Origin of the sequence: Empedobacter falsenii, from assembly GCF_013488205.1 — a bacterium.
GTDB lineage: Bacteria > Bacteroidota > Bacteroidia > Flavobacteriales > Weeksellaceae > Empedobacter > Empedobacter falsenii_C.
The window spans coordinates 944,044-962,318 of the sequence record NZ_CP040908.1 but is presented as its reverse complement, the minus strand read 5'-3'; the positions used below and the strand labels follow the sequence as shown (position 1 = coordinate 962,318).

At 32.0% G+C, this 18,275-nt stretch carries 16 protein-coding genes; 5 read left to right on the top strand and 11 right to left on the bottom strand.

The window, feature by feature from the left end:
- Positions 1-4: 4 nt before the first annotated feature.
- The 5 genes from FH779_RS04530 to FH779_RS04510 form a co-directional block, all read right to left on the bottom strand.
- The gene (locus FH779_RS04530) at positions 5-964 is read right to left on the bottom strand and encodes a ribonucleotide-diphosphate reductase subunit beta (RefSeq protein WP_180906220.1); all 960 of its coding nucleotides are present in this window, start codon (positions 962-964) and stop codon (positions 5-7) included.
- Positions 965-1,347: 383 nt separating this feature from the next.
- Entirely contained in the window at positions 1,348-2,922 is a 1,575-nt protein-coding gene (gene rny / locus FH779_RS04525) for a ribonuclease Y (protein WP_180906219.1), read from the bottom strand.
- Between the two features lie 251 nt (positions 2,923-3,173).
- Positions 3,174-3,464 carry a cell division protein ZapA gene (locus FH779_RS04520; protein ID WP_038335658.1) on the bottom strand — a complete coding sequence of 97 codons (291 nt, stop codon included), beginning with the start codon at positions 3,462-3,464 and terminating at the stop codon, positions 3,174-3,176.
- Positions 3,465-3,472: 8 nt separating this feature from the next.
- Positions 3,473-3,808 (bottom strand): hypothetical protein, encoded by a 336-nt coding sequence (locus tag FH779_RS04515; RefSeq protein WP_146810388.1) that lies wholly within the window; start codon positions 3,806-3,808, stop codon positions 3,473-3,475.
- A 130-nt stretch (positions 3,809-3,938) separates the two neighbouring features.
- On the bottom strand, positions 3,939-4,763 hold the full coding sequence (locus FH779_RS04510) for a hypothetical protein (protein WP_180906218.1): 825 nt from the start codon (positions 4,761-4,763) through the stop codon (positions 3,939-3,941).
- Positions 4,764-5,000: 237 nt separating this feature from the next.
- Between FH779_RS04510 and FH779_RS04505 the strand changes: the two genes are divergently transcribed.
- The 5 genes from FH779_RS04505 to FH779_RS04485 all read left to right on the top strand — a co-directional run bounded on the left by FH779_RS04505 (position 5,001) and on the right by FH779_RS04485 (position 11,637).
- Entirely contained in the window at positions 5,001-6,692 is a 1,692-nt protein-coding gene (locus FH779_RS04505) for a M23 family metallopeptidase (RefSeq protein WP_180906217.1), read from the top strand.
- Positions 6,640-9,078, top strand: a complete 2,439-nt coding sequence (locus FH779_RS04500; RefSeq protein ID WP_180906216.1) for a TonB-dependent receptor — start codon at positions 6,640-6,642, stop codon at positions 9,076-9,078. The genes FH779_RS04505 and FH779_RS04500 overlap by 53 nt, the downstream gene beginning before the upstream one ends.
- Positions 9,079-9,373: 295 nt before the next feature.
- Positions 9,374-9,931: a nucleotide exchange factor GrpE gene (locus tag FH779_RS04495; protein WP_038335626.1), complete on the top strand. Its 558-nt coding sequence runs from the start codon at positions 9,374-9,376 to the stop codon at positions 9,929-9,931.
- A gap of 14 nt (positions 9,932-9,945) precedes the next feature.
- Positions 9,946-11,070, top strand: coding sequence for a molecular chaperone DnaJ (dnaJ, locus tag FH779_RS04490; RefSeq protein ID WP_180906215.1), 1,125 nt, complete (start codon positions 9,946-9,948; stop codon positions 11,068-11,070).
- Positions 11,071-11,244: 174 nt separating this feature from the next.
- Entirely contained in the window at positions 11,245-11,637 is a 393-nt protein-coding gene (locus FH779_RS04485) for a hypothetical protein (protein ID WP_180906214.1), read from the top strand.
- 307 nt (positions 11,638-11,944) lie between these two features.
- Here the strand turns inward: FH779_RS04485 and FH779_RS04480 are convergent, their stop codons facing one another.
- The 6 genes from FH779_RS04480 to FH779_RS04455 form a co-directional block, all read right to left on the bottom strand.
- Positions 11,945-13,729: an endonuclease gene (locus FH779_RS04480; protein WP_180906213.1), complete on the bottom strand. Its 1,785-nt coding sequence runs from the start codon at positions 13,727-13,729 to the stop codon at positions 11,945-11,947.
- Positions 13,730-13,740: 11 nt separating this feature from the next.
- A complete protein-coding gene (locus tag FH779_RS04475; RefSeq protein WP_180906212.1) occupies positions 13,741-14,268 on the bottom strand; it encodes a tRNA methyl transferase PRC-barrel domain-containing protein in 528 nt (175 codons plus the stop codon).
- 165 nt (positions 14,269-14,433) lie between these two features.
- A complete protein-coding gene (locus tag FH779_RS04470) occupies positions 14,434-14,799 on the bottom strand; it encodes a heavy-metal-associated domain-containing protein (RefSeq protein WP_115001258.1) in 366 nt (121 codons plus the stop codon).
- Between the two features lie 22 nt (positions 14,800-14,821).
- On the bottom strand, positions 14,822-17,071 hold the full coding sequence (locus tag FH779_RS04465; RefSeq protein ID WP_180906211.1) for a TonB-dependent receptor: 2,250 nt from the start codon (positions 17,069-17,071) through the stop codon (positions 14,822-14,824).
- A gap of 126 nt (positions 17,072-17,197) precedes the next feature.
- A complete protein-coding gene (locus FH779_RS04460; RefSeq protein WP_180906210.1) occupies positions 17,198-17,644 on the bottom strand; it encodes an HYC_CC_PP family protein in 447 nt (148 codons plus the stop codon).
- Positions 17,645-17,744: 100 nt separating this feature from the next.
- Entirely contained in the window at positions 17,745-18,263 is a 519-nt protein-coding gene (locus FH779_RS04455; protein WP_180906209.1) for a hypothetical protein, read from the bottom strand.
- Positions 18,264-18,275: the final 12 nt, after the last annotated feature.

The window sequence follows — 18,275 nt, the reverse complement described above, 5'->3', positions numbered from 1 at the left end:
CGGTTTAAAATAAATCGTCTGCTGAAATACTTTTGTCGTGTTTAGTATAATCTACTGGTCTTTTTGCGAAGAAATCGTCCAAGCTACTTGCAAAAACTTCTTCCTCAAACCAAGCCATCTGTTTATATTGTTCTTGTGAAATATGAAATATTTTTTTATATCCAATTTTAGCAATCGCTTCATCAATACGGTATTTCATATAGTTTAATAAATCTGCTTTTGAGTAATAACCAAATTCTCCTTTCTCGAAAATCCAATCCAACATCATTTCTTCTTGATCGATATAACCACGAACAGCAGTTTCTACCCAGTTTTGATCTAACTCTTCTGGTAATAAACCTTCTTCACGAATTTTATTAATCAAATAAATCCCAGCATTTGCGTGAATTTGCTCATCTGTAGATGTCCAAGCAATGATGTTTGCTGTATTTTTCATTAAACCGTCAAAACGTGTAAATGCCAAAATATTTGCAAATTTCGAGAACAACGAACTATCTTCGATCACCAATGCAAAGAACAATAATTTCTCTACAATTGATTTGCTCTCGTCGCGCATAATTTCGCCAACAAACGTATTATAGCTTTTGAAAATTGGATTTTGTAAGGCTACATTAAACTCATCCAAATAACCATTTACCTCCAAAATACGCGAATATGCTTCACTGTGTCTAAACTCACATTCTGCAAAAGTAGCACCTAATCCATTCAATTCTGGTTTTGGAAAATAGTGATACAAATCTCCCCAAAATCCTTTTACCGTTACCTCAACTTGCGCAATTGATAAAATAGAACGTTTGTGAATTTCGCGTTTCGCATCATCTAAATTAGCATGATAATCTTGGATATCCGAAGTAAAATCTACTTCTCCATGTACCCAATATGCTTTTTGGATTGCTTCTGTAAAGGTTAAAATTTCAGGATATTCAAATGGTTTATAATTTACCCTTTTATCAAAAATAGACATAGTTTTTTGGACTTTTTAGATTAATAAACTTTGGTAAAAACGATTTTTTCTTCCAAATAAATTAAAGTTGGTTCTTTTATTTTATTTAGAAATTTGAACCTCAATAGGGTTACATTTTCGTTTCAATTACTCATCGATTCTTTCAAAATTAAGATAAGATTTTACAATTAAAAATTTTGTAATCTTAAAAATTAAAAAGGTTATCAACAAGTTGTTAATTACCTGATTATTAATCGATTATTTTCATATTTTTATTCGTTATAATTTAATAATTTTTATCAAAATAACAACTATAACTTGGATTAATTTTCTATAATTTAACACAAAAAAATAGGCAAGCCTTGTTGTAGACTTGCCTAAAGAATATGATTAAATTCTAAATTTTATCTTGCAATATTTACTGCACGCGTTTCACGAATTACAGTTACACGAACTTGACCTGGATAAGTCATTTCGTTTTGAATTTTATCTGAAATTAAGAACGATAATTCAGCTGCTTTTGTATCATCAACTTTATCACTTTCTACAATCACACGCAACTCACGACCAGCTTGAATCGCGTATGCTTTTTCTACACCATCAAAGTTAAGAGCCGTAGCTTCTAAATCTTTTAAACGTTGCATATACGATTCCACAACTTGACGACGAGCACCTGGACGAGCACCAGAAATTGCATCGGCTACTTGTACAAGTGGTGAAATTAAAGAAGTCATCTCAATTTCGTCGTGGTGAGCTCCAATCGCGTTAATTACATCTGGATGTTCCCCATATTTTTCTGCCCATTGCATACCCAAAATTGCGTGAGGCAATTCAGATTCTTGCTCCGGAACTTTACCAATATCGTGTAATAAACCTGCACGTTTCGCTAACTTAGGATTCAATCCTAATTCCGCAGCCAACGTTCCTGCTAAGTTTGCCACCTCGCGAGAGTGTTGCAATAAGTTTTGACCATAAGAAGAACGATATTTCATTCGTCCAACGATACGAACCAAATCTTTGTGTAAACCATGAATTCCTAAATCTAAAATTGTTTTCTTACCAACTTCGATAATTTCGTCCTCGATTTGTTTTGTTGTTTTCGCAACAACTTCCTCAATACGTGCTGGGTGAATACGTCCGTCCGTTACTAAGCGATGCAAAGACAAACGAGCAATTTCACGACGAACAGGGTCGAAACAAGAAAGGATAATCGCTTCTGGCGTATCATCAACAATCACCTCAACTCCAGTCGCAGCCTCAATTGCACGAATGTTACGTCCTTCACGACCAATGATACGTCCTTTAATTTCGTCAGACTCAATATTAAATACAGAAACCGCATTCTCAATAGCTTGCTCTGTACCAATACGTTGAATAGAAGAAATCACAATTTTACGCGCTTCGCTTTTCGCATCTAATTCAGCCTCTTCCATAATTTCTTGGATATGAGCTTGTGCTTTAGTTCTTGCTTCGTCTTTTAAGACTTCAATCAGTTCGGCACGTGCTTCATCAGCAGAATAATTCGAAATTTTTTCAAGGATTTCTACTTGTTTTTTGTGCATCGTATCCACTTCTTTTTGCTTAATATTAAGCTTTTCTGTACGTGCTTGTATATTTCCTTTCTCAGATTTAATCTGATCTTTTTGTTTCTGAATTTCTGCTAAGTCCGTTTTGATTCTCTCTTCACGTTCTTTTACTTTAAGCTCAGCATCAGCTACTTTTCTTTCACGTTGATTAACAACTTCTTCGTGTTTAGATTTTAATTCTAAAAATTTCTCTTTGGCTTGAAAAATTTTCTCTTTTTTAATGGCTTCACCATCTTTCTCAGCATCATTAATCAAATTTTGTGCTTTGCGAGTTGCTTCGTCAATCAGTTCTTGATTCTGTTTATCAACTGATTTTTTTGATAAGAAATATCCCACCGCTGCACCTATGATTAATGTAACAATTGCAATAATTATTGTCATAATTGGGTCCATAGATTATGTAATGTTTATATATAAAAAAACCTACATTAGTAAAGTATGTTTTGAGTTAACTCCTGTAAACAGGATTTGAGTTAGTCCGTCAATCAAGTATCCGCTGTCAAATAAATGAACCTAAAAGGTTGCGGCCCGCTTTCCGAACGGTGTTCACTCGGTAACAAAACTAGTGTTGAGTTAACCAAAATAGCTAGAACTAATGTAGGAATATTGTTTAGTGGACAGTTTCACAACTGTCAGAACTTCTCTTATTTTGCGATTGACTGATCAATCAATTCTAATAACTTCGAAATGCGCTCTGTAGTCATTTCTTCGTTATCTTTCACTTGCTTTTTCAGCTTTGCTTCGCGTAAAGCTAACTGAATTGTCACCATTGCAAGCGCGTCTTGTTTGTCAGAAACAGCGTACTTTTGTTCAAATTGTTTCAAAATACCATTTATTTCTTCTGCACAAGAAAGTAACATTTCTTCCTCGTCAGAATTAATCGTCATTGGATAATGACGTGAAGCAATTTTTATCTCAATTCGTTGAGTTGACATTCTTTTTATTAATTATTAGTTTTAATTTGAGCGATGCACGTATCGACTTCTTTTATTAATTTGTTCATTCTTTGCTTCATCATTTGTTTGTACTCCTGATTTCCGCTCATTGCATTAACGACTTTTAATCGTTTTACCTCCTCATTTAAATTTAAGTTATTCGCTTGCGAATCTCTCAATTTATTTTTCAATCGGGCATTTTCTTCTTTTAGAGAATTGATTTCATTTTGCAATTTTTCCAATTCTTGTATCGAGTTTTCAGCGCCCTTCAATATATCTTTATAATTCCCAAGTTGGCCTAAAACACTTAAAACTTTGTTTTCAAGTTCATTAAATTTTACCATTTTTTCCATCTCCTGAGAATTTCAATTATTCTAGCTTCTATTGCAAAAATAGTATTTTTTTACTTCTAATCAATACAAAAACCTAAATATTATCAGTTTTTTCTTATTCATTTGACAAATAGAGATTTACTTATATTTTTTGTTTCGTTTCTCTATTCTTCACTACTTTCACAACATACTTGATACTAAAAAACAAAAACAATACCGAAAGAATAGTTGGCAGAAATTGACAGAAAATAATCAAAATTGATTTGAAATAATACATTCCATCTTTCCAACTTTGTTTTAACTCATATCCTAAGTTGATTTCTCTATAAGCTTTCAGATCGGTTTGTGGTAAAATATTCGTTACAACTCGTGGTTCTTCTGATAATTGATACGCAATAGTCGCATAAGAAGTCGCATCATTTATCAACGCTTTGTTGACTTTATTTTCGATTTGTTGCGAAATTTTAACTGCTTTATTGTTTTCATTTTTCAACTCATTCTCATATTTCTCGAAGGTCATTTCTTCATTATTAATTAAAATATGATCGATAATAATTCCTTTCTCTACTGCAAATTTGACATGCTCGCGCAATTTATTTGACGGAACTTTTAATTCAATCAAATAAGAACGTTGAATTTTATCTATTTTCTTAACACTTTCTTCCGATAATTCAATTTTATCCGAATCTAAAATTTGATTATTCATTTCGCTATTCAACACAAAACCATTCAGTGCAATCGCATTTTCTTCAATTTGAACCGCATCTTTCATCGCATCTTTTACTTTCATTTCAATCAACGCATTCGATTTGAAAGTCTTCCCTTCTACTTCTGGATTTGCGGCATTAGAAACTGCAACTTCTTCTTTCGCATCCGCAGCCAATTCTGCATTACTTTCCGAACTCTTGTATTGTTTACAACTTGTGATAGAAGCAACTATAAAAAGTGCTAAAATAATTTTTCTCATAATGATGTTTTTTAATGTTTGATTTAAAATTAGTTGCATCATTTTTCAATCATTCACCAAAATCCTTTTCTTTTACTTGTTTATTATTTTACAAATACAAAATACTTATAATCAATTATTTAATTTTATTTTACAAAGATTTATCTTCAAATAATTTTCAGAAATTCAAAAGATTAAAGATGTTTGTAAAAGAATTAGTTTACTTTTAACTGATTTGTTAATTATTGAAAAGAAAAAATGAAAGTGATTAAGCCAATTTTACTAAACTTATTACTAAGTTCTGTTGTTTTTGGACAACGAACTGAACAACCAAAATCTGAAACATATCCAAAAAATATCTTCCAAAATCCTTTAGAAATTACCAATTATTTGGCTGGAAATTTTGGAGAATTACGTGCCAATCATTTCCACGCTGGGCTTGATATCAAAACTCAACAACGCGAAGGTCTGAAAGTAAAAGCGGTTGGAGATGGTTATATATCTCGTATTAATATTTCGCCAACTGGTTACGGAAATGCACTTTATATCGATCATCCAAATGGATATACTTCTGTTTATGCGCATTTGAGAGAATTTACGCCAGAATTGCAGGAATATGTCCGTAAACAACAATATGCGAATGAAACGTTTAAGATCGAATTACATCCAAAACCAAACGAACTTCCTGTTAAAATAGGTGATTTGATTGCGCTTTCAGGGAATTCTGGAGGTTCTGGAGGTCCACATTTACATTTCGAAATTCGTGATACCAAAACGGAAGAACCAATTAATCCTTTTTATTTTGGTTTTGATTTACCTGACACACGAAAACCATCTATTTTAGGTTTGTACGCTTATCCAATTTATGGTGATGTGAATCAAAAAACAAATAGAATTGTTGTAGCAAATGGCGGAACAATTTCTGCTTCTGGCGCAATAGGTTTTGGTGTAAAAGCATATGACAAACTGAATGGAGTTGAAAACAACAATGGTATTCATCAAATAAATATTTATGTAAATGATGACCCGATTTATACGTTTACTTCTAATCGTTTTTCGTTTGATGAAGCGCGAGCTATAAATACAGTTTGCGATTATGCCGATATTCAGAAAAATAATAGTTGGGTGTATCAAGGTTTTGTAAAAGATGGAAATCCTGTCAGAATGTATTCTAACCTAAAAAACAATGGAATTTTAGAGCTTGAAGACGGAAAATCGTACAAAGTAAAAATTGATGTTTCTGATTATGCTGGCAATTTATCTTCGCAATCGTTTACTGTTAATGGAAAAGCATTTGTAGATTCTGCGAAACTTCCTGAAACAAATCCAATGTTGTGGAACAAAGAAAATCATTTCAAATCTGATGGAATCGAAATATTTTTCCCTAAAAATATCTTCTATGAAGATTTTGATTTAGCTTATAAATTCTCGAATGGTAAACATTGGGTTGGCGATTATTATATGCCAGTTCATCAAACTTACACGTTAGCGATAGAGCCAACTGCTGATATTCCTACTGCACAATTGGACAAAGCTGTTATTGTGCGAGAATATCAAAAAAGAGGCGCTTGGAAAAAAGATTATTTAACAACAGACCTCAAAAATGGGAAGCTTGTTGCGAATCCAAAAGATTTTGGCGTTTTTTCTATTTTAATTGACAATACTAAACCGACAATTACTCCGTTAAATATCAAATCAGATAGTCAATTTACTCAAGCTAATGCTATTATCAAATTTACAATTGATGATGCACAATCTGGGATAAAAGACTATAAAGCTTATATCGATGGTAAGTGGGTTTTAGCCGAATATGATCAAAAAATTAAACGATTATCAATTAATTTGAACAAAGAACAGATTTCGGTTGGTGACCATCAATTAGAATTAAACGTGAAAGATGAAAAAAACAACACAGCAACGTACTCTACAACATTCAAAAAGATTTCTTAGTACCATAAGTTTATCTCTTTTGGGTGGAATTTTATTTGCTCAAACAGCGCAAATTAATGGTAAAGTTGTCGACGAAAATAGAATTCCAATTAGTGAAGCTGAGATTATTGTCAACGATCAATCTTATTTTACAGATCAAAATGGTAATTTCAAAATTGATATTCCATCAAATTCTTCCGTTACCGTAACTTTTAACAATAATGGTTATCATTCGTTTGCACAAACGTTTACGCTAAAAGATAAAAACAAAAAAGAAATTTTTGTTCAATTAGTTCCTGATCAAACCAATGCGATAGAATTAGGTGAAGCAACAATTTCTTTTCAATCCAATAAAAATAAACCTTTGCAAAGTACCGTTTTGAGTGCTGCGCAAATGCAACAAGGACCAAGTTTAACTGGCGGAGTTGCCGATTTATTAAAAACATTACCTTTCGTAAATTCGAATACAGAATTGAGTTCGCAATACATGGTTCGCGGAGGAAATTATGACGAAAATTTAATTTACGTTAACGGAATCGAAGTTTACAAACCTCAATTGATTCGTTCTGGTGAACAAGAAGGTTTAGGCTTTGTAAATCCTGCGATGACGCAATTTATCAACTTTTCTGCTGGTGGTTGGGAAGCCAAATATGGCGACAAAATGTCTTCTGTTTTAGATGTTACCTACAAACGTCCAACAAAATTTGAAGGTCAATTAGAAGCTAGTTTAATGGGCGGAAGCTTGACATTAGGCGGAGGTTCTAAAGACAAAAAACTTTCGGCAATTGTTGGAGCGCGTTATCAAAACAGAAATTTAGTATTAAATACCTTAAAAGGTGATACCAATTTCAATCCTGAATATTACGATGTGCAAGCCAATATCAATTATAAATTAAATGATAAATGGAATGTTGCATTTTTGGGAACAATGTCGCGTTCGCGCTACGAAATGTTCCCTATAAAACGTGAAACTTATATCAATACAATGGATACTCCCTTGTTGCTAACTGTTTTTTATGACGGAAAAGAAGATGATAAATTTGCGACAGAAACAGGAAGTTTATCGTTTACGTATCAACCAAATTCTAAAGTAGATTTAGGGTTAGATGTTTTTGCTTATCATTCGAAAGAGCGCGAATATTTTGATATTCAAGGTTCTTATTTCATTTCCGAAGTAGACGAAAAAGGCTTTGCAACTTCTACGAATGATGTTGGTTCGCAAATCGATCATGCACGAAATAATTTTGATGCATTAGTTGCCGGAATTCAACACAAAGGAAAATACAAAATCAACGGAAACAATGATATTGAGTGGGGTGCAAAATTTCAACAAGAAGATATTCGTGATTTATTGGGTGAATGGCAAGCGATTGATTCGACAGGATATGTTGTGAATCCAAATCCTAATAATGGTCTGAATTTAAGTTATTATGTGAATTCTAAAAATAATTTAAAAACTAATCGTATTTCTGGTTATGCGCAATACACGAGCAAATTTATGTGGAATGATGCGAAAGTGATGTTCAATGCTGGTGTACGTGCGGCTTATTGGGATTTTAATGAAGAAACAACCGTTTCGCCTCGTGCTCAAATCGCGATCAAACCAGATTGGGAAAGCGATATGTTGTTCCGTTTTTCGACAGGTGTTTATTATCAACCTCCTTTCTATCGCGAGATTCGTCGTTTAGATGGTTCGTTAAATGATAAAGTAAAATCGCAACAATCTATACACTTTATTTTTGGAAACGATTACGAATTTAAATGGATGGATCGTCCGTTCAAATTAACAACTGAGGTTTATTACAAAATCTTAAATGATTTGAATCCGTATTATGTGGACAATGTGAGAATTCGTTATACAGCAGATAACAACTCGAAAGGTTACGCATATGGACTTGACATGCGTTTATTTGGGCAGTTTGTTCCTGGTATTGATTCTTGGTTCTCGGCTTCATATGCGCGTGCTTATCAAAATATTGATGATAAAGGAAATATTCCATTACCGACAGATCCACGTTTCAAATTATCGGCATTTTTCCAAGATTATATGGAGTTTTTACCTTCCTTCAAGGTGAATGTGAATTTAATTTATGCTTCTGGTTTACCAAACGGAGCACCACAATTTGCAGATCCATATAATTATCAAACAACGCTGACAGATTACAAACGTGTAGATATTGGTTTTGTGAAAGAATTGATTAATCAAAAAGAATTGAAACCATCAAAAGGAACATTTTGGAGTAATTTCAAAGAAATTTCGATTGGTGTAGATGTATTCAATGTGTTTGATATCAAAAATGAAATCAGTAATTCATGGATTCGTGATGTAAATTCGAGTGCAGTTTATACGATGCCAAATTATTTGACAGGACGTTTCTTGAATGGAAAAATTAATTTTAAGTTTTAATATAATTTTTAAAACCCTATGTCAAGTTGAATTCATTTCAACTTCGCATCCTCAGTAAAGCTAACAAGATGTGTTTCTGAAACAAGTTCAGAATGACACTTAGAAACATAAAAAAGATAGTTGTTAAACTATTAATATAATCTATCGAACCTCAAATCAAAAAAACTTTATACATTTACCGAAGCACTTCTCGCGACAGAAGTGCTTCTTTTTTATTTAAAATCTGACAAAACGACACATAATGGGCATTGGCAAACTATTTGATTCAATCAGAAACAAAAAAACTAATAAGAATATGTCTGACCAAAATATACACGAAGAATTAGAGAACGAGAATCTTCAAGAAAACGTTCAAGAAAGTGATAACACTGTAGAACAACCACAAGAAGAAACTGCTGGAAAGTCAGAATTAGAAATTGTTAAGGAACAATTAGCAAAAGAAAAAGACCAATATTTACGTTTATTTGCAGAGTTTGATAACTTCAAAAAACGTACTTCGCGCGAACGCATGGATATTTTCAAGACAGCAAACAAAGAGGTGATTACTTCATTATTGCCTGTTTTAGATGATTTTGGACGCGCAATCAATCAAATTGAAAAATCTGGAGACGACAACTTACTTCAAGGAGTTGAATTGATCAATAATAAATTAGTAGAAACGTTACGTGCAAAAGGTTTGAAAGAAATGGAAGTAAAACCTGGAGACGATTTCAACACAGATTTACACGAAGCAATTACTCAAATTCCTGCTCCAACAGAGGATTTGAAAGGTAAAATTGTAGACGTGGTAGAAACAGGATATTTATTAAATGATGTAGTAGTTCGCTACGCGAAAGTTGTTGTTGGATTATAATTTAGATTAAGAAAATGTCATCAAAAAGAGATTATTACGAAATATTGCAGGTCGAAAAATCTGCAACATCAGAGCATATCAAGAAAGCTTATCGTAAACTTGCCATCAAATATCACCCTGACAAAAATCCTGGTGACAAAGAGGCAGAAGATAAATTTAAAGAAGCTGCAGAAGCTTACGAAGTTTTAAGCGACGACAACAAACGTGCACGTTACGACCAATTCGGACATGCAGGAATGGGCGGAGCTGCTGGCGGAGGATTCGGCGGTGGCGGCGGAATGAATATGGAGGATATTTTCTCTCATTTCGGCGATATCTTTGGAGGCGGAGGATTCGGTGGTGGATTTGGAGGTCAATCTCGTGGTCCACGTCGAATGAAAGGTTCTGATTTGCGTATTCGCGTAAAATTGAACTTAGAAGAAATGGTGAACGGTTGCGAAAAGAAAGTAAAAGTTAAACGTTTCAAACAAGCAGATGGCGTTACATCTAAAACATGTCCATCTTGTGGCGGTTCTGGACAACAAGTTCGTGTTACCAACACATTTTTAGGACAAATGCAAACGGCTACAACTTGTGGAACATGTCAAGGAGTAGGAAAAGTTGCAGATAAAATTCCTTCAGGAGCAAATAATCAAGGATTAATCAAAGTTGAGGAAACAATCGACCTTAAAATTCCAGCTGGAGCAAGAGAAGGAATTCAATTGCAAGTTCGCGGAAAAGGTAACGATGCGCCTTTTGATGGTATTCCTGGTGATTTACTTGTTTTGATTGAAGAAGAAGAACACGACACATTAAAACGTGATGGAAACAACTTACATTTTGATTTGTATGTTTCTATTCCGGATGCTGTTTTAGGTGCTTCAAAAGAAATTCCGACTGTTAATGGAAAAGTAAAAATTAAAGTTGACAAAGGAACTCAATCAGGAAAAGTATTACGTTTAAAAGGCCAAGGTTTACCAGATTTGAATGGTTACGGAAAAGGTGATTTATTTGTGCATGTTAACATTTGGACACCAACTCATTTATCGAAAGACCAAGAAGCGTATTTTGAAAAAATGAGAGACGATGATCATTTCTCACCAGAACCTTCGAAAAATGAAAAATCATTCTTTGAACGTGTAAAAGATATGTTTCAGTAATTGAAAAATATATATCAAAAAAAATCCATCTCAAATGAGATGGATTTTTTATTATGATTTGTATAAGCTAATCCGATTTTATACTGGCCGAAGCATAGTATCAACTTAATTGAAAAATATGATATCTTTGATTGTAGAATTAAACACCATCGAATATGACAAACATATACTTATATGAAAAAAATAATTTATTTATCAATAATCGTTTTAACTTCATGTCATTATAAAAATGATGAGTTAAAGATTCTTAACAATTCGAGTTCTTCTTTATGTTATGAGACTGTAATCTTTAATATAAAAGATAGTATGTATTATTTAGGTCCAGCTAGTGATAAACTAGCTACAGAACAAATAAAATCTCCTATTGTTAAGACTTCTATCCGAAGTAAAATTAATAATGAAAAATATAATGGAATTCTGTATATTTATTTTCTTCCCTGTAATAAAAGAGAAGAATTTTGGAACAATACAGATTCTATAATGAAAAAACAAATTGATAATATTAAAATGTTAAAATTCACGGAAGAGCAATTAGATAGTATAGATTGGTTAGTGATATATAATTAGTGGTTAATATTTCAATTGTATTTTTCCTCTACAATTATCTTTTATTTAAAAAATTAACTATTTATTAATTCAGTTCAATATATAAATGTCCGTTACTGAGTGTTTACTCTAATTATTAATGAGTTGATTTAGCTTTTTTAATCGCTTTTATAATTAATCTTTCTCAACAAATGTTATCGTAATAATCTGATGGCAATTATTAAACCTAAAAAACAGTAGCAACTTGTTAGCTACTACTGTTTAATTTGTATATTTCTAATCATGGCAAATATATGTCTATTTTTCAAGACTAGAATTTTGATACTTATTAATCAACAATAATTTTATTAGATTGATTTTTCGTTTTAACGATATAAACTCCTTTAGGTAGTTTATTTAATCTAACTTTAGAATTATTTGTTACATTTTGAATCGTTTGAACCAATTGTCCATTGATAGTAAAAATTTGAATTGTTTCTTTATTTTCAATTCCATTGACAACAAATTCATGATTTTTAACTGGATTAGGATAAATAACTAATTTATTATTTTGTTTTTTAACCTCATCTGTTGCTAATTTTTCGTAACAAGTCCATGATAAATTATCGAAAGAAACACGATTATTTGAAGTTTCATCAATCAACTCAATTACAACATCTCCTTCAACATTAATATTATCAATTTTTGTTGTTTTAGCTGTTTTAGAATAAGGTATTTGTCCTTTTACTTCTCCATTAATTTTTAATGTATAAAATCCATCAGAATCTGCAAAAGGAAGATATGTTTTTACTGATAAAGATCCTATTCCTCCAGAAATTGTAGATGATTTTAAATTTCCTTTTCTAATACAAATTGCTTTATTACTATCTCCATCGATATAAATTTGCTTGTCTGTTCTTGCATTTGTTGCAGTCCACACAATTCCTCTATTCGACCAAGTTCTATCTGTATAAGATGATGCTGGAGGCGTACTTCCTGTAGATGGAATATTTTCAAAATCCTCTGTTCCACAGCTTGTTCCTTCTCCTGAACCTCCTCCTGTATTAGATTCTTTTGTTGTTACTTGAATTGCTGTACTATTATCCGATTTATTTCCAGCTGCATCTTTTGCAACAACATAAAAAGAATAAGTTGTTGAAGGATTTAATCCAGAAACTGTTCCGTTATTACTATAAACAGTTGTATTATAAGTGTTATCTACATAAATATCATATCTATTAACACCTACATTATCTGTAGAAGCCGTCCAAGTTAACGACACACTTGAAGATGTAATCGTTGTTGAAGCTAAATTTGTTGGTGCAGTAGGTTTTTCAGTATCCTCTTCAGAACCTCCGCCTTCACCAAAAGATTCTGGCCAATTGTTTTGCGCTTTAGGACCTCCCCAAATAACAGTTGCTAAATATGGATTATCAATAAACGGATTTCTATTTCCTTGAACATTCGCTACAACGTTATTTCTTTGAATTTCAAATTGTGAAACAGGATCTTCTACATTCCACTTCAAAAGAATATCAGGGAAATCTGACGAATACGTACTTGGTCCAAAAGTAATATTAAGAGGTAAAGTTCGTTTGTCATAACGTACATACATATACATTAAAATTCTCGCAACATCTCCTTTCCATTCATCACCTGGATACCAACCACCACGGCTCGTTTTCATTGCCATTACTCCTACTCCATCATCAAAAAGCAAACTTCCACGAGTACTATTCAATGTAACATCAGCAGGACGTAAATGATGTCCGTCTGATCCAGGTCCAGAAGTTCCTAAATTTGGCGTTCCTTTAGATTTTGCATAAACATGCTCTCTATTCCAAGATCCTGAAAAAGCACGACTTCTTTGATGTGTACCTGAACTTTGAGATCCATAAATCAACAATAAGTTAGATGGATTTTGAGGATCGGCATCACTTGTTTGAAATAGATTTTTCAAACCTTCTGAATAAGATACATTTTGTTTATGTGTATCTGTAATTAATTTAGCAAAATCATTTTTCAACTCATTCTTCGTCTTGCTAAAATTAATGCTCGAGTAATACGCAGGTGCTTTTTGAGCTTGTGCGAATAATGCTAAAGCAAATGATAAAAAAGTAAATTTCAATTTCATTTTTATAACAATTATTTATTTAATAGTATAACTTCCTTGTTTTCATAAGAAAGCCTTAATGTGTAATTTTTCATTATCAAAGGAATTTGTTTTTCAAACTCCAAAAAATAGATTTTTCCAAATTGATAAAATCTCGCATTTATTTCTTCTTTCAAATGTATAGAAGTAACATTCACTTCTATCTCATCTATTAAAAATGGTTTTTCTAACCAACTTATATTTTGTTCTTCAAAAGAGAATACATCTGTAAAAAGACCTGGATGATTTTTTCCTTGTCCTACAAAAATTCTGTTCTCGCGTTTATCAATTCCAATCACATAAACCGGAAATTCTTTTCCGCTAACATTTAAACCTTTTCGTTGTCCTATTTCAAATTTATCTATTCCAGTATGTTCTCCTACAATAAAACCATCAAACAAAGAATAACTTCTTTGGCTTACCTTCCACGAAAGTTCTTCTTCTTTTGATCGAAAAGATGGTTTTTCTTTATTATAAATAGAAGAATTTTTTGGAATCTCTACAATTTGACCTATTTTCACTTCAATTAATTTATTTGCTCCTTTCCAAAAAAGGAAAGACAACAAAGATAGAATGTTAATGTTAACTAAAAGTTAAAAATAAAATTTTCATTTTTAAACTATTAACATCTTATAAACAAAAAAGGGATTTCTAATTGAAATCCCTTTTTTGTATTTTAAAATCTTTTAATGACTATGCGTGTTAGCTTCCCCAGCTGAACCTTCACGATCATATGAACAACAAGAAGGTAAATTTCCGTACACTTTTTCTTCTGCACGTTTATTATCAGTATCGTGACCAACCGCTACTACAGCGTTTTCTACATCATCCACTTTACTCTTTTTCTCATTCAATATAATATGTAAATTTTGCGTATTACTATCCCATTCAGCAGATTTTACACCTTTTACACCATAAGCTGCTTTTTCTATACGATCTTTGCATTGCCTACAATTTCCTTTAACGTGTAAATCGTGTTTTGCATTTTTATTTTGTGCTTGTGCGCTAATTCCTAAAGTCGCAACCAAAGCAAAGGCTAATAATTTTTTCATTATTTTATATTTTTTATGATTTTTATTTTAAACTAAATCTTAATCCAGCGTAATACATTTGTCCAAAAATTGGCGCATAAACAATCGAACTATCGAAATTTGAACCAAAAGGATTATCTGCTCCTAAAATTACGCGATGTTGTTGATAATTCGTTACATTTTCTCCTCCAATATATACTTCAAAACGTTTTGAAAAAACACGTGTAATCTGGAAATTAATTGTCCCAAATGGATTCGAATATTCATTCAACTGATTTTCTGGTAAATTATCTGATGTATTTGGTAAACGCTGTTTTCCAATCCAATTATACGTTGCATCAAAACGCCAATTTTTACCATTTCTTTCGCGTGTTTCGTATTCTAAATTTGTAAAGAAACGATGTTTCGCTTGCAACGGACGTTCTAATTTTCCTTTTTCATAATCTGTTGCGATATCGTAATATTTATAAGATGCTCTAATTTTGAAATTTGTGAATGGATTATAATTAAAATCAAATTGGAACGAATTTGCATACGAATCTCCTTCTAAATTATAAAATCTTACTTGACGAGCCAAATAATCGATATCAGTTACGATTTGATTTTGAAAATCTGTTCGATAAAAATCTGCTGTAACATCTGCATTTTTACCAAATAATTTAAATTCTTGTGTTACGCTAAATCCATAATTCCATGCAATTTCTGGATCTAAACCATATATTTTTCCATTTCCATCGCCCAGAATATTAAATTGTCTTGAAGATGCAAATAAATTCTGATTTTCTGCAAATATATTATTGATTCGTTTTCCGCGACCAACCGACGCTTTTATTGTTGTTCCTTTTACTGGCATATAACGCGTATGCAAACGCGGTGTCAAGAAAAAGCCCATTCGATTATGATAATCTCCACGAAGCCCAGCAATCATATTGAAATTCTTCATATTATCAAACGTATATTCGAAAAATGCTCCTGCAGAATTATCAATTCGATCATAATTCGCATCCGTTGGAAGCGCTACAAATTCCTTGAATTTATCGTATGTAAAACTAGCTCCTGTAGAGAATTTATTTTTTGTATTGCTAATAATCGAACTAAAAATATAATTGGCATAAAAACTTTGTTGTTCGATATCATATTGATTCAATCCAAAGTAAGAATCTTGTTTATGATAGCTAAACGCCGTTTGTAATCCCATACTTTGATAAGGCATTTCTGGAAAAACATACCCAATTTTTGACGAAACATCCACACGATTTGTATTGATTTCTGATCCCCAATAATTTGTTGTTAATTTATCGCGATCTTTATCAAAATCAACTTGTCCTGCTTGTTTTGTATCATTCAAATAACGTGCTGATAAAAATCCAACCCAACCTTTTTCTAAGTTTTGATATTGCCAACGATTCATCACATTAACTTGATGTCCAAGCGGATTATCTAAAAATCCATCATCGTTCATGTCATTTTTCGAAACACGTGCATTTCCATGCATAAACAAAGAAGTACTCCATTTATCATTCAATTTTTTGTTCAAATGCACATTTCCTTCAAAACGAGAATCTGTCGAACCATAAAGATTCACAAACAACGGAATATCATTTGAAGGTTTTATTAATTCTGTATTAATCTGCCCAGAAATACTTTCGTAACCATTAATCACCGTTCCAGCACCTTTCGTCACCTGAATACTTTCTACCCAAGTTCCTGGCGTAAAACTAAGCCCAAAAGCTTGAGAAGCTCCACGAACATTTGGTATATTTTCTTCTGCAATCAAAATATAAGGAGAGGTTAAACCTAACATTTTAATTTGCTTATTTCCTGTCACAGCATCCGAAAAATTGACATCAATAGAAGGATTTGTCTCGAAAGATTCAGCTAAATTACAACATGCTGCTTTCAACAATTCTTTTCCAGTCATTGTCGTCATATTGGTTGCAAACTTCGATTTTTTAAGCGAACTACTTGTATCACGAACCACAACTTCATTCAACGAAGTATCCCCAAAATGATCTTTTACATTGATAGTGATATTCTGAAATTCGTCTTTTAATTCCTTAAAAGTTGTCGTCTCATTGTCATAAAAAACACCTAAAATTGAAGTTGGTTGATAATTTTCGATCTCAAAATTTCCTTTTTCATCTGTAATAACTGAAATATCTGACGATTGCCAAAACACTTCTGCTCCAACGATTGGTTGTTTATTTTGATCTGTAATTTTTCCCTTTAATGTAGATTGCGCGTAAGATAACGCAGCACTTAGTATAAATACTGAAGTGAATATTTTTTTCATTTTTACGATTTAAGGCTCAATGCCTATTTATTATTGTGTACTTGTTGATTAAATTTTTAACAAATACTTTAATATTTAGATAATAGCTTATTGTTTTCTGATTGATTTAATCAAAAACAACGGTTATTATCCTTCGTAAAATGTTAATTGAGAATTGAGTATATAATTTGGCGGCGCATTTGACGCAACATAAAAGTCAAGAAAATTTGATTGATTACTTACCTCTTCATCTTGAATCGGAATTCTAATTTGAAGAATTTCAGAAGCTATAAAACTAATTGGAACAAGTTTCTGAATTTTGACAATTTGCTTTTCCACAAACTTATCCGAATATGAAATATCTTTGCAACAATCGTCTTTTTTAGATTTATTGTTTTCTGGTAATTCGCAATGTTTTTTTTCTGTTTTTGGAGGGCAGCACGAAGTAGAAACTTCCATTTCGCACGAATTATTATCCAAATGATTCAACTTCACTTGCTCCATTTCTCCTTGACAAAAATGCATAGAAAATGCGTAGTTAAGATTTGAGAAAATCAAAACCACCGACAAAACATACTTTATGTAATGTTGCATTTTCATGTTGGACAAAAATAAACAAAAAATTCAAATCAAAACAAACTGAAAATTTATATCATTTTCCAAGTTTATTATAGAATTTTCAGTTTTCATCACTTTATCTTTTTGCCTGTTTGTCCGTCGGAATATTAATAATCCCAGAACCATTTACTAGCGATTTATTATTCTCGTTAACAACTTTCAAAATGACTTCAAAATCTTGCCAATCTATTCCTTGCAAAGTCACTAAACCTGTTGCCTTATCAATCGATTTTATTTTAAATCCTTTATCCGGAAAATCTTGCCCATCGACAATCGGATCAAAATCCAAACCAACTTCTGGCTCAACTTTATAAGCAGAATCTTGCACAAATTTGTATCGATCTTTAAAACTTTGCGTCAATAATTCGTTTTGTTTATTATACTCATCTTGATTTATTTTACCAATTGTATCCATAATATAATCGACATAATTATTCATAAAATCAAGCGCAACATTATAATTAACATCTGATGGTTTAACTGAATCTTTCACTTCATTTTCAACTTTATTTTCCGTTGATGAACTAGATGAATTATTAGAATTACAACTTGTAACAAAACTTAATAATATAACAGGAAGAATAAACTTTTTCATAAGATTATCATT

Excerpts from the sequence above, each read along its gene's own strand:
- FH779_RS04530 (WP_180906220.1), bottom strand. The coding sequence starts at position 964 with ATGTCTATTTTTGATAAAAGGGTAAATTATAAACCATTTGAATATCCT.
- rny (WP_180906219.1), bottom strand. The coding sequence starts at position 2,922 with ATGGACCCAATTATGACAATAATTATTGCAATTGTTACATTAATCATA.
- FH779_RS04520 (WP_038335658.1), bottom strand. The coding sequence starts at position 3,464 with ATGTCAACTCAACGAATTGAGATAAAAATTGCTTCACGTCATTATCCA.
- FH779_RS04515 (WP_146810388.1), bottom strand. The coding sequence starts at position 3,808 with ATGGTAAAATTTAATGAACTTGAAAACAAAGTTTTAAGTGTTTTAGGC.
- FH779_RS04510 (WP_180906218.1), bottom strand. The coding sequence starts at position 4,763 with ATGAGAAAAATTATTTTAGCACTTTTTATAGTTGCTTCTATCACAAGT.
- FH779_RS04505 (WP_180906217.1), top strand. The coding sequence starts at position 5,001 with ATGAAAGTGATTAAGCCAATTTTACTAAACTTATTACTAAGTTCTGTT.
- FH779_RS04500 (WP_180906216.1), top strand. The coding sequence starts at position 6,640 with ATGAAAAAAACAACACAGCAACGTACTCTACAACATTCAAAAAGATTT.
- FH779_RS04495 (WP_038335626.1), top strand. The coding sequence starts at position 9,374 with ATGTCTGACCAAAATATACACGAAGAATTAGAGAACGAGAATCTTCAA.
- dnaJ (WP_180906215.1), top strand. The coding sequence starts at position 9,946 with ATGTCATCAAAAAGAGATTATTACGAAATATTGCAGGTCGAAAAATCT.
- FH779_RS04485 (WP_180906214.1), top strand. The coding sequence starts at position 11,245 with ATGAAAAAAATAATTTATTTATCAATAATCGTTTTAACTTCATGTCAT.
- FH779_RS04480 (WP_180906213.1), bottom strand. The coding sequence starts at position 13,729 with ATGAAATTGAAATTTACTTTTTTATCATTTGCTTTAGCATTATTCGCA.
- FH779_RS04470 (WP_115001258.1), bottom strand. The coding sequence starts at position 14,799 with ATGAAAAAATTATTAGCCTTTGCTTTGGTTGCGACTTTAGGAATTAGC.
- FH779_RS04465 (WP_180906211.1), bottom strand. The coding sequence starts at position 17,071 with ATGAAAAAAATATTCACTTCAGTATTTATACTAAGTGCTGCGTTATCT.
- FH779_RS04460 (WP_180906210.1), bottom strand. The coding sequence starts at position 17,644 with ATGCAACATTACATAAAGTATGTTTTGTCGGTGGTTTTGATTTTCTCA.
- FH779_RS04455 (WP_180906209.1), bottom strand. The coding sequence starts at position 18,263 with ATGAAAAAGTTTATTCTTCCTGTTATATTATTAAGTTTTGTTACAAGT.